Annotated in this window: 7 protein-coding genes; all 7 read right to left on the reverse strand. The window is 37.3% G+C overall.

What is annotated here, in order from left to right; translation table 11 throughout:
* Positions 1 to 50: 50 nt before the first annotated feature.
* The 7 genes from J2X31_RS03510 to J2X31_RS03540 all read right to left on the reverse strand — a co-directional run bounded on the left by J2X31_RS03510 (position 51) and on the right by J2X31_RS03540 (position 13,605).
* The gene (locus J2X31_RS03510; protein WP_310024452.1) at positions 51 to 470 is read right to left on the reverse strand and encodes a hypothetical protein; all 420 of its coding nucleotides are present in this window, start codon (positions 468 to 470) and stop codon (positions 51 to 53) included.
* Positions 471 to 482: 12 nt separating this feature from the next.
* Positions 483 to 662 carry a hypothetical protein gene (locus J2X31_RS03515; RefSeq protein ID WP_310024454.1) on the reverse strand — a complete coding sequence of 60 codons (180 nt, stop codon included), beginning with the start codon at positions 660 to 662 and terminating at the stop codon, positions 483 to 485.
* Between the two features lie 205 nt (positions 663 to 867).
* Positions 868 to 6,420 carry a fibronectin type III domain-containing protein gene (locus tag J2X31_RS03520; protein ID WP_310024455.1) on the reverse strand — a complete coding sequence of 1,851 codons (5,553 nt, stop codon included), beginning with the start codon at positions 6,418 to 6,420 and terminating at the stop codon, positions 868 to 870.
* A 241-nt stretch (positions 6,421 to 6,661) separates the two neighbouring features.
* A complete protein-coding gene (locus tag J2X31_RS03525) occupies positions 6,662 to 7,411 on the reverse strand; it encodes a LytR/AlgR family response regulator transcription factor (protein ID WP_310024456.1) in 750 nt (249 codons plus the stop codon).
* A gap of 6 nt (positions 7,412 to 7,417) precedes the next feature.
* On the reverse strand, positions 7,418 to 9,397 hold the full coding sequence (locus J2X31_RS03530; protein WP_310024457.1) for a tetratricopeptide repeat-containing sensor histidine kinase: 1,980 nt from the start codon (positions 9,395 to 9,397) through the stop codon (positions 7,418 to 7,420).
* Between the two features lie 118 nt (positions 9,398 to 9,515).
* Complete coding sequence (gene odhB / locus J2X31_RS03535; protein WP_310024460.1) at positions 9,516 to 10,754, reverse strand: 2-oxoglutarate dehydrogenase complex dihydrolipoyllysine-residue succinyltransferase; 1,239 nt, start codon at positions 10,752 to 10,754, stop codon at positions 9,516 to 9,518.
* 73 nt (positions 10,755 to 10,827) lie between these two features.
* Entirely contained in the window at positions 10,828 to 13,605 is a 2,778-nt protein-coding gene (locus tag J2X31_RS03540) for a 2-oxoglutarate dehydrogenase E1 component (RefSeq protein ID WP_310024461.1), read from the reverse strand.
* Between the last annotated feature and the right edge of the window lie 67 nt (positions 13,606 to 13,672).

The raw sequence follows: 13,672 nt of genomic DNA on the forward strand, positions 1-13,672 counted from the left end.
TTTATATTGACTGAAAAGCCCTCGGAAGTTTTCTTTCGGGGGTTTTTGCTTTAAGAATCCTCCCTAAGTTTCCCATAACTATTATTATAAACTTTCCCTTTTTTAGGATGTGTAAACTTCAAAGCCGACCATGTAGCATCCACACTTATCGATTTACTTTCCACCAAACCATAATCATAACCAAGTTTTATGACGGTAGCGAGATGCAGCTCAGTATTATTTTGTCCTGCTTTTGGCCATGAAACCCAAAGCATTCCCGTTTCCCGCAAATGTTTTGCCAGCTTTGGAAACTGCTTATGAAAATCGACCGACTTGGTTACAAAGAAATGAATATAATCGAAATCGCCAACCAGTTTGGTTTTTAGATCTAATTCTGGATAATCGATTGTGGCCACAACATCAGCTTCTGCTTTGATAAGAAGGCTTCGCATGCCGGTTTTGATACCCATTTTTTCAGATACTTTTTTCATTATGCATAGGATTTATAACTTACCAAAATCAATTCGGGTCTTATTACTTGTAAAAACACCTTCCAGAAAATACGGATCGGTGATTATTTCCTTGAAGAGCTCTTCAGGCATTTCCTTTTTATATATGGCTTTTTGGATTACTATCGTAATTTCTAGAAAATGTTGTGCGTTTTCTTCCAGATAATGTTCCATGTCGTGGTTTCAATTCTTAATTCCAACTGTTGTGCATTCGCCGAAAGGCAAACAAAAAATAGCATTATATACAATCGGATCATATTATTTTCATTTCTTCGTAAACTAAAATACAATATTTCCATAAAAAAATCCCGCTTATTGCTAAACGGGATTGATTTTTAGATAATACGTCTAATTCAAAAAAGAATTCGGCACTGCATTTCTATAGTTTGACGATTTTTACGGTTTTCGTACTATTCTCAGTGTTAACTTTTACCAAGTAGGTTCCGGATGCTAAGTTGGACATGTTAATTGAAACTTCATTTGCATGAATAGCTTTAACAATGACTTCTTGACCCAACATGTTATAAACCGATACTGATGCGATATCTTGCATGGCAACAATATTCAAAGCATCTGTTACGGGATTTGGATATATTTTTAAGCTGTTCATTTGGCTAAGATCCTCTACAGACAAATTATTGTTAGGACAAGGAAGGAAACCATACACCTCATAATCAATAACTGTTGAACCGTTACCTAATTGTCCTTCAGAATTATTACCCCAAGTATATAATTTACCTTCATTATCAATGGCTAATGAATGTGTTCCACCTGCTTTTAGACTGATCCAACTTTGAACATTCAAAAGTAATGTTGGAGCAAGTACATTCTCCGTTGATGAACCGTTTCCTACTTGACCAACCGAGTCATATCCCCAAGCAAATAAAGCTCCATAAGTTCTGGAAGCAAGAGCATGATCTTCACCGGCAGCTATTTTATCCCAATTCGTTGCTGTTCCTACTTGTGTAGGCACGCTTCTATCTGTTGTATCATTAAGTCCTAATTCACCATTATAATTTCTACCCCATGTCCAAAGCGAGTTATTTGTTTTAGTAGCAATGGTAAAATATGAACCACCTGTTACACTTTTCCAGTTGGTTGCTGTACCAATTTGCGTAGGTACATATCTATTCGTTGCAGTTCCATCTCCCACTTGTCCATTAGAATTAAATCCCCAACACCAAAGAGTTCCGTCTGTTTTTATTGCCATAGAATGAGCTCCACCTGTTCCAATACTTTGCCAATTAGTGGCTGTTCCGATTTGTATTGGCGAGTATCTGTTGATTGCGGTTCCATCACCAAGCTGACTAAACGAATTACTTCCCCAAGCCCAAAGTGTTCCATTTGATTTTTTTGCAATGTTATGCTGCCCTCTTGCTTCTACTATTTCCCAATTGGTTGCGGTGCCAATTTGTGTTGGAACTGTTTTATTTGTATTGGTACCATCACCTAATTGCCCTTGTAAATTAAAACCCCAAGTCCATAAAGTACCATTATTTTTTATCGCTACCGAATGACCAAAACCAGCCGATACACTTTCCCAATCTGTACTGGTACTAATTTGAGTTGGAACTAATTTGTTTACGGTTGTACCATCGCCTAATTGTCCGTAAGAATTATTTCCCCATGCCCAAAGTGTACCGTCTGATTTTATTGCTAATGTAAAGTTGCGACCACCCGCTATTTTCTCAAAACAATATGTTGGAGTTGCTCCTTGAAGCGTAGTAAACACGCCTCCATAGGTCCATGCGGTTTGTGTTTCTCCACAAACGGAAGCTACCCACCAATGATAATCCGTGTTTGGTGTTAAATTTTCTAGATTTGCGAAAGTGAACGCCGTACTATCTTGGATATCGATAATCTCGTTTGTTGTATTATAGGTATAGATGTAGCTATCTGGGGTGTTGGTTGGAGGCACCCAGCCAATTGTTGCTGTTGTTGCATTGATTTCATCTGCCCAAAACTGTGTTGGAGGATTACAACCTGAAGCAGGATACGTGGTAAACGAACCTCCCGAAACCCAATTAGTTTGTGTGTTACCACAATTGGATTTTACCCAAAAATAATAGGTAGTGTTTGGCGATAAATTATTTAAAACGGCAAATGTTTCCGTAGTAGTCCCTGTGATAGCTACTTCAGAAAATGGATCATTAACGGTGCTGTAACAATATACATAGCCATTGCTTGGTGCAGGCGTTGGAGCTGCCCAGCCAATATTATTAGAGGTTGCACTTAAACCATCGTAATACAGTTGTGTTGGAACATTACAACCTGAAGCAGGATATGTGGTAAACGAACCTCCCGAAACCCAATTGCTTTGTGTGTTACCACAATTGGATTTTACCCAAAAATAATAGGTAGTGTTTGACGATAAATTACTTAAAACGGCAAATGTTTCCGTTGTAGTGCCTGTAATAGCTCCAACTGAAAATGGATCATTAACGGTGCTGTAACAATACACATAGCCATTGCTTGGTGCAGGTGTTGGTGTTGCCCAGCCAATATTATTAGATGTTGAACTTAAACCATCGTAATACAGTTGTGTTGGAGCATTACAACCTGAAGCAGGATATGTGGTAAACGAACCTCCCGAAACCCAATTGGTTTGTGTGTTACCACAATTAGATTTTACCCAAAAATAATACGTAGTGTTTGGCGATAAATTATTTAAAACGGCAAATGTTTCCGTAGTAGTCCCTGTGATAGCTCCAGCTGAAAATGGGTCGTTAACGGTACTGTAACAATACACATAGCCATTGCTTGGTGCAGGCGTTGAAGCGACCCAGCCAATGTTATTAGATGTCGAACTCAAACCATCGTAATATAGTTGTGTTGGAACATTACAACCTGAAGCGTCCTCGCACTTTATAGAACGAATTCTGTTTGCATTTTGTACACCACAATTAGCATTCGTATTGATGTGATATCGTATTATTCCCGATGTAGCAGAATTCCAAACCAATGGTGTTACTCCACTTGCTAAGAGCGTTGTTCCAGTTGCATTAGTAATGGTAATATAATCTGTCGCGATTGAACTACTAAAGGTATATTGCTTATTTGCCAATATACTTACATTAGAATATTCTCCCGCATAAGCAGCTGTAGTAATTTGTTCAACACTTCCAGTACATGTTGGTATAAAAGTTGAATTTGGATACAAGCCATAAGTTGCACCATTACAATTTAAGTAAGAAATAGTTGTAAAGCTTCCCCCTGAAACCCAAGCACTTTTAGTACCATTACAATTTGAACGTACCCAATAGTAATAAGTAGTTGAAGCAGTTAAGCCGTTTAAATATTGTACAAGATTGGGAACGCTAGTTTGAGTAGCATTCGTTGTGGCTTGAGGAGTAGAATTGTTAGTGCTTAAATAAATATCATAAGAATTCGCAACAGGTGTTGGTGCATTCCAAAACAATCGGCAAGAATTAGATGTAATATTTGAAACTGATAAATTAGTTGGCAATCCACAACTTTGTGAAACCGTGCATTGAATATATTTAATTCTGCCACTGTTTTGAACACCACAATTTGTATTGGTATTGAGGTGGTATCTTATAATTCCAGAAGTTGTATTAGAATTCCAAACTAAAGGCGAAGTCCCACTAGCTAGAACTGCTGTTCCAGATGCATTTGTTATCGTTATAAAATCTGTAGCAATAGAACTTGAAAACGTATATTGATGATTTGACGTTACATTAACATTCGTATATTCACCAGCCCAAGCATCTGTAGCAATTTGTTCACTGCTTGGCGAACACGTTGGTGTAAAAGTTGCCTCTGGATATAATCCATAAATGGCACCATTGCAATTTAACGCTATAATAGTAGTGAAACTTCCTCCTGATACCCAAGCACTTTTGGTTCCGTTACAATTTGAACGTACCCAATAATAATAAGTAGTTGATGACGCTAATCCGTTTAATGACCCAACAATATTGCCATTGCTGGTTTGAGTAGCAGTAGTTCCAGCTATTGGAGCTGTATTACTTGTACTAACGTAGAGATCATAGGAACTGGCAGCTGGCGTTGGTGCATTCCAAGTTAATCGGCAAGAATTAGAGGTAATGTTTGAAACCGATAAAGCAGTTGGTAAACCACAGTTTATTATAGGAACACATTGTATATATTTTGCTCTGTTAGTGTTTTGGATACCACAGTCTTGATTGGTATGCAAATAATAGCGTATCACTCCCGAAGTTGATTCAGATAACCAAATTAAAGGTGTTGATCCACTTGCTAAAACTACAGTTCCAGAAGTATTTGTTAGGGTAATAAAATCGGTTGGAACAGAACTTGTAAATGTATATTGGCGGTTAGTAGCAACACTAACGTTAGAATATTCACCTGCCCAAGCATCTGGAACAATTTGGTCACTACCTCCATTACAAGTAGGCAAATAATTAGTAGTTGGATAGAGTCCATAAACCGCTTCATTACAGCCAAATGATGAATGTGTTGTAAAGCTTCCGCCAGATGCCCAGCTACTCTTTCCAGAGCCACAATTTGACCGAATCCAATAATAATAGGTAGCACCAGCTGTTAATCCGTTTATTGCTTGTACACCTAATGAAGTGCTTGTTAATGTTGGTGTTGTAGTTGCAACTGGAGCAATATTATTTGTTGCCAAATAAATTTCAAATCCAGAACTAGGTATTGGCGATGGTGTTGTCCAACTCATCTGGCAGGAATTAGACGTCATGCTAGATATTCCCAAATTTGTTGGAGTGTTGCAAGTAGGTGCCGCTTGTAGTGTATAAAAGAACCCTCCATATACCCAATTGGATTGCTGTTCGCCACAAACAGAAGCAACCCACCAATGATAATCGGTGTTTGGGGTTAAATTTTCTAAGGTCAAAGGTGAAGAAAATGTAGCGGTTTGAATTCCTCCAATTACATTTGTAGTATTATAACGAATCACATAACTATCCGGAGACGGAACAGCCGGAATCCAGTTAAGTGTTGCAGTAGTTGGTGTAATATTTTCAGCCCATGTTTGTGTTGGAGCACTACAAGTTGAAGCGCTAGGTGTCATTTTTACCAAACCCAACTGCAATGTTCCCGACCATATTGTTCCGTTCGCTTGAGTTCTAACTGTACTTATATAGTTATCCGGTAAACCTGAGTTGGAAGTATAAGAAATACAGTCGGTGAAATTTTGCAAGCCATCGCCTTGAAATGCAATCCATGCTTTGTTGTTACTATCTAGATCCAAAGCGTTAAGCTGATATCCTGCTAGACAAGAAGTGTTTTGGAAATAAATATTAAGGAATGTTCCGGCCGTTGTATAGGTCATCAAAGCATCAAAAGCGTCAATATAAATCGTATTGTTTGCTATTCTTAGTATTTTTTGTACTCCATCGGTAATGATGTTGAAATCGGTTCCATTGAATTTATATAATACGTTTCCTGCCGATACCCATACCCCATTATTGCTGTCCGTTGCAATAGAATTAATATCAGTAAGAGCAGGATAAGTCGTCCAGGTAGTCCCGTTAAACTTTGTAAGTCCCGAAGGAGATGCTACCCAAAGATTATTCAAGCCATCAACTGCGATATCCTTGATGGCATTATTAGGGAGTCCAGAATTGGAGGTTGTATAGTTGGTCCAAGTTGTGCCGCTATACCGAATAATTCCGTTGTTTTGAGAAGCCATCCATTTTCTTCCCAATCCATCTATTTCAATTTTCAAGATAGCGTTGGAAGCAATTGCTGAATTACTGGTGTTGTATTTGGTAAAAGTAGTTCCGTTAAAAGTAGAAACACCACTGTAGGATGAAATCCATAGCAATCCATTGGCATCAATTTTAATATCGCCTACATAATTGCTTGCGATACCAGAATTGGAAGTGTTGTAAACTGTGTACCCGTAGTTTTGTGCAAAAGCAGAAAACGTTAGCAGTATCAGTACTAAAAAGTAAAATTTTTTCATAAGTTGTTAATAGGGTTTTTGTTTAATGATTGATTGTTTTTGAAAAAGCAGACAAACATAATTAATCTTTAGGTATTACAAACAGCAAATAGGTAATGTAAATGTTAATGTTTTATTATACTGTAATCACAATACAATACTAATACAAATCCAAAAGATAATTTTAAGCAATGAACTAACGTAGATAAATGAACTACTAACGTGGCAAATTCCTGTAGAACCGTTTTTTTTTTTTAATAGTTTAAAGACGATCAAGCAACACCAAGAATTCTTCCTTTTTTCGAACCGATAGCGGAATAGCAGTTTTGTTCTTCATCACAATGGTGTTGCCTCCTTCTGATTTTATGAAATGGTCAAAAAAAGCCATATTAATCAAGTGTGATTTATGGGTCCTGAAAAAGTTATACGGAGTCAACAGGGTTTCATATTCCTTCAAATTAGTGGAAACTACAAGAGAAGGAGCGTTTATAAAATGAAAAGTAGTATAGTTTTTGTCCGATTCACAGTTTACAATGTCCTGTATGTTGATGGAATAAATTTTATCAGCTGTTTTGAGAATCAGTTTTTGGAGGTTTTTAGGACGTTCCAAATTTGCAAATAAATTGTGGAGTTTCATATCAAAAACTTCCTTGCTCAAAGCGTCTTCGGCTTTTTTTACTGCTTCGGTCAATTCTTTTCTATCTAAAGGTTTCAACAAATAATCAATCGCCGAAAATCGGAAAGCCCTGATGGCAAAGTCTTCATAACCGGTAATAAAAATCACTTTAAAAGAAATAGGGCTGAGCTTTTGCAACAAATCAAAACCCGTTCCATCAGGCATTTCAACATCAAGAAAAACCAAATCAGGGTCAAGTTGTTTGATTAATTTTATCCCCGAATCAACAGAATCGGCTTGACCGATGATTGAAATCGTACGACAAGAAGATTTGATAAGGGCTATGTTCTCTTTTCTTATTTTTTCGATGTCGTCAATAACGATGGCTCTTAGCATGTTGGTTTAGTTTTCGTAAATGTAGGGAATTTCAAAAACAACTTTTGCTCCTGCAATAGCACCATCCGTATTGATTAAATTTTCGGTTTGCACCTCAAAATCTTTGTTTTTCGTATAAGTAACCAAGCGTTCCTTAGTGATGTTCATTGCTAAAGATTTGTGTTGAGATACTTTTTTATCGGTGTCAAATCCTTTTCCGTTATCGGTCACTTCAAAAAACAGCTTGTCATTCTTTAAGTAAAAATGAACGCTTATTTTTCCGTTTTCCGACGTGTTGCTCAAGCCGTGCTTAATGCCGTTTTCTATAAAAGGCTGGGCAAGCATCGGCGGTAAGAATACCGATTCTTTATCAATTCCTTCCTGCACATCAATGGTGTAGCTGAATTTATTGTCATACAAAAGCTGTTGAATGGAAAGATAATTTTCCAGCATTTCAACCTCTTCTTCTAGGGAAATATAATTTTCATTTGAGTTTTCTAAAATTTGACGTGTTAGCCTAGAAAATCGGTCCAAATAATCAACGGCTTCATTGTTTTGGTGGTCCTTAATCAAAGTCCTGATGTTTTGTACCGAGTTGAATATAAAATGAGGATTCATCTGGCTGATGAGCAGTTTTTGTTTGATTTGGTTTTTCTCTAAAGTACTAATGGCTTGTTTTTGTTTGCTGTTTCGGTAATAAAAATAGCCACCAAGCAACACCATCATCAATACACCGGAAAGAGCAATGAGCCAATTATTTTGAGTTGCTTCTTTCTGTTGAGCCTTCAATTTTAATGCATCTATTTTCTTCTCTTGAAGTAATTTATTGAGTTTTTCTTTGTTTTCATAATCATATTGGAGCTGTTTTTTTAGGAGTATTTCCTTGTTCAAATCGGCTTTGATGCTGTCCTTGATTGCCGTGTTCAACTCCTTCATTTCAAAAGCTTTATCATACTGTTTATTGACTTTATACAATTCAACAAGATAATCTGTTGCTTCCTTTTGAAACTTTAAGTTCTTGATTTTTTTTCCGTTCTCTAAACCTTTCTGCAAATACGATTCGGCTTTGTCAAAAGCCTTCAACTTGATATAAACTTTTCCTATGGATATTTGACTTTTGGCTTGTTTCTCTAGCTTTTCAGATGCTGAATAGGAGTTTTGAAGATATTCTAATGCTTGGTTGTAGTTTGCATTACACACAATCTCAAACTGTCCCATCTCATAATAGACTTCAGAAATGGAGTCAAAATCATTGATTTCTTTGGCCAATGCTAAAGCTTTCAACAGATACGATTCTGATAATTTACAGTCTTTAAGTTCTTGATAGCATTTGCTTATGTTTTTAAAAAGCAATACTTTTTGAATGTTATCTTGAAGCAGTAAATCGTCTTTCTTGAAATAAATGTCGTAGGTTTTAAGATAGTATTGCAAAGCTTCTTTGTATTTCTTTTGTTCGTTATACAAATTAGCGATGGTTTGAGTAGCATACGAAATTCCCGATGGATGCTTCTCTTCCTCAAAAATTCGCAAAGCTTTGAAGTTATTGGCAGTCGCTATTTCTGCACTACCTATTTTATTATACAAAACACCCAAACTAATAAGAACAGAAGCTTTATAGATTCGGTGTTTTTTTGCTTCAAAATAAGGCAAGCTCATGTTGAGATATTTTATAGCCGAAATATAATCGTTGTATTGTACTTGAAACCCTTTCTGAACATAGTGCTGTCCGATGGCGGAAACAGCATTGAGCCTGGACGCTTCATCAAGATTCTTTTGCTTCAGCAGTTTTTCAGCTATTTCCTTAAATTTATCATTATAAAGCGTATATTCTTTTGAGGTACTTTCAACACTGTTTACAATATTTGCCAGGACTTGTAGCTTGGTTGTATCAGGTACTTTTGTGTTGAGTATATTCTTTAAGGAATCCAATTTCTTGTCTTGAGAGCTGGCATTAAAGGCAATAAGAAAAAATACTAGTAGAGTTACTTTTTTGATGTTTTGATACATTTCTTTTTAATATAGATGCTGTAAAAATAGGAAATAAAATGAAATACTTTTAACGAAAAAAATCCCAAACTCTTTAGAATTTGGGATTTTTTTATATTGCAAAAACTTTACATTTTATTTACAGTTCCAATGCTTTTTTAGCATCTCCATTCATCAGCAATTCAACTGGATTTTCCAATCCTTCTTTTACTGCTACTAGGAAACCAACAGACTCACGACCATCAATAATTCTATGGTCATAAGATAAAGCAACATACATCATTGGGTGGATTTCCACTTTACCGTTAACGGCAATCGGACGCTCGATGATGTTGTGCATTCCTAAAATTCCAGACTGAGGAGGATTGATGATTGGCGTAGAAAGCATGCTTCCGAAAACACCACCGTTTGTAATGGTAAATGTTCCACCAGTCATATCATCAACCGTTATTTGCCCGTCACGAGCTTTGATAGCCAATCTTTTGATTTCAGCTTCAATTCCACGGAACGTAAGGTTTTCAGCGTTTCTTACCACAGGAACCATTAATCCTTTTGGACCAGAAACCGCGATAGAAATATCAGCAAAATCATAAGTGATTTTTTCGTTACCATCAATCATTGAGTTCACGTCTGGAAACAATTCCAATGCTCTTGTTACTGCTTTCGTAAAGAAAGACATATAACCTAAACCAACACCAGCGTGTTTCGCCTTGAAAGCATCTTTATATTCATTACGAACCAAGTTAATTGGCGTCATGTTTACTTCATTGAAAGTAGTCAACATTGCAGTTTCGTTTTTAGCAGCAACCAAACGTTCTGCTACTTTTCTACGCAACATTGATAATTTTGTACGGCTTGAACCACGGTTTCCACCTGTTGGCGTTCCCATAGAAGGCACTGCGTTTACAGCATCGTCCTTAGTTACTCTACCGTCTTTTCCAGTTCCTTTCACTTCAGAAGCAGGAATGTTTTTTTCATCCAATATTTTTCTAGCTGCCGGAGATGGAGTTCCAGAAGCATATGAAGTTGGTGCTGGAGCCGCTTTTGGTGCTTCTTCCTTTTTCTCTTCTACTTTAGCCTCAGCTTTAGGAGCTTCTTCTTTTTTCTCTTCTTTTGCTGGAGCATCACCTGCTGGTTTAGCACCATCAGTATCAATATGACAAACCACTTGACCTACTTTTACAGCATCACCTTCTTCCGCTTTTAGCGTAATAATTCCGCTTGCTTCAGCTGGCAATTCCAAAGTTGCTTTGTCAGAATCTACTTCTGCAATGGCTTGGTCTTTTTCTACATAATCGCCGTCTTTTACTAACCAAGTTGCGATTTCAACTTCTGTGATGGATTCTCCTGGTGAAGGAACTTTCATTTCTAAAATCATCTGTATATAATTTTATGGTGTTTTTATTGTATTTGTTTATCTGTTCAAAATTACGGTTTTTAGTTTTAAATCTTTAATTAAAAAGATCCTTATCAAAAACCATTGCGATTGCAGCCGCGTGACGTTTTTTAGAACGTGCATAACTTCCTGCAGCTGGTGCACTATATGCTTTTAATGAAGCGACTCTCAACTTGACCAAGTCGAAATTCATCAACATAAAGCTATAAGCTCCCATGTTTCTTGGTTCTTCCTGAGCCCAAACATAATCGTCTGCATTCGGATAAGAAGCAATGATTGCTTTCAATTGCTCGATTGGCAATGGAAACAATTGTTCGATTCTCACCAAGGCAACATCCGTTCTACCGTTGGTTTCTCTTTCTGCCAATAAATCATAATAGAATTTACCGGTACAGAAAACCAATGTTTTCACTGCTTTTTTATCAACTGTAGTATCGTCAATCGTTTCTTGGAATGTTCCTGTTGCAAATTCATCAACAGAAGAAACCACCAACGGATGACGCAATAAACTCTTCGGTGTAAATACAATCAAAGGTTTTCTGAACGTTGTTTTCATCTGTCTTCTCAACAAATGGTAGAAGTTGGCTGGTGTCGTACAATCGGCAATATACATATTTTCGTTCGCACACATTTGCAGGTAACGCTCCATTCTTGCTGAAGAGTGTTCTGCTCCTTGCCCTTCATAACCGTGTGGCAATAACATTACCAAACCGTTCTGGTTGTTCCATTTGTCTTCTGCTGCAGAAATGTATTGGTCCAACATGATTTGAGCTCCGTTAGAGAAATCTCCAAATTGTGCTTCCCAGATGGTTAATGTTTTTGGACTAGCCAAAGCATAACCGTAATCAAAACCTACAACCCCATACTCAGAAAGCAAGGAATTGAAAATATTGAATTTACCTTTCTGGTCTTTCAATTGTTGCAATAGGATTACTTCTTCTTCAGAATCTTCTACTTTTACAACAGCGTGACGGTGAGAGAATGTTCCTCTTTCTACGTCCTGACCTGAAATACGAACGTCATATCCTTCAGTCAATAAACTTCCGTAAGCCAATAATTCAGCCATAGCCCAATCCAATTTATCGCTTTCGAAAAACATGGTCTTTCTGTCGTTGATTAATTTCTGGATCTTGCTGATGAATTTTTTATCTGATGGCAATTCGGTAATCACTTTTGCAATTTCCGTCAAACCTTCTTTTGGGAACGTTGTATCTACTTTTCGCAACATTTCCGCGGCATCTGCTTGATAGAAACCTTCCCATTCATTTTGCATAAAAGGAGTGATGATCGTCAAGTCTTTCTTACGGGAAGCTTCAAGATTTTCTTCCAGAACTGCTTTATATTTTTCTTCTAATCCCTTTACATAAGTTGCATCGATGATACCATCTGCCAATAATTTCTCGGCATAAATATCTCTTGGATTTTTATGTTTTGCTAGAAGCTTGTATAATTTTGGCTGGGTAAAACGAGGCTCATCACCTTCGTTGTGACCGTATTTTCTATATCCTAATAAATCGATGAAAACGTCGCTTCCGAATTGCATTCTGTAATCCAAAGCAAAAAGCATTGCGTGAACAACCGCTTCAGTATCATCTGCATTTACGTGTAAAACAGGTGATAACGTTACTTTAGCAACATCTGTACAATAGGTAGAAGAACGAGCATCAAGATAGTTCGTTGTAAATCCAACTTGGTTGTTGATTACGATATGAATTGTTCCTCCAGTTTTGTAACCGTCCAATTGTGCCATTTGAACAATCTCGTAAACGATACCTTGTCCGGCAACGGCTGCATCTCCGTGAAGTGCAATTGGCAATACTTTTGAAAAATCATCCGGGAAATAACGGTCTTGTTTTGCACGCGTGATTCCTTCAATTACAGCTCCAACCGTCTCTAGGTGAGAAGGGTTTGGTGCTAAATTGATGTTGATGCTTTTTCCTGTTTTTGTTTTTCTATCCGATGTTAATCCCAAGTGGTATTTTACGTCACCATCAAAAAGAGCATCGTCGTCGTAATCTTTTCCGTCAAATTCCGAGAAGATGTCTTGGGTGTTTTTACCAAAGATATTGGCCAAAACATTCAAACGACCACGGTGTGCCATTCCCATCACGAATTGCTCCACTCCTTTTTCGGCAGCGGCATCAATCAGGGCATCAAGACCTGGAATCAATGATTCTCCACCTTCAAGCGAGAAACGTTTCTGACCTACGTATTTGGTATGCAAGAAGTTCTCAAAAGAAACGGCTTCGTTTAGTTTCCCAAGGATGTTCTTTTTTTCGTCGGCAGAAAATTTCGGAATGTTATCGTTGTACCCGATTTTGTCCTGAATCCATTGGATTACTTCAGGTTTACGGATGTACATATATTCAACACCAATAGATTGACAGTAGATTTTATCCAAATGGCCTAAAATTTCCTGCAACGTACAAGGTACAATTTTTATAGCTTTTGCGGCATCAAAAATAGTTGTTAGGTCTGCTTTTGACAAACCGTAGTTTTCAATATCTAAAGTTGGAGTGTAGGTTCTTCTGTCACGAACAGGATTCGTTCGGGTAAACAAATGTCCACGCGTTCTGTAAGCATCAATCAATTTTAAAACATTAAACTCTTTTTGAAGTTTATCCGAAACCACAGAACAATCTTGACCTTCAGCGACAGCCGTCGCCATTTGCACTGCGGGACTTTCATCGTTGTAGGTGGCTGTACCAAAATCGAATCCTTGGAAGAAACTTCTCCAGCTTGGCTCAATGCTGTCAGGATTTTCTAGATATTGGTCGTATAATTCGGCGAAAAACTCGGTGTGAGCTGCGTTTAAAAAGGAAAACCTATCCATAATATTTGTTGAATGTCCTAATTTGTTAAAAATATTTTTGCAAAAGTACGATAATTGGAACAATCTA

It is taken from the genome of Flavobacterium arsenatis, assembly GCF_031456785.1.
Classification (GTDB): domain Bacteria; phylum Bacteroidota; class Bacteroidia; order Flavobacteriales; family Flavobacteriaceae; genus Flavobacterium; species Flavobacterium arsenatis.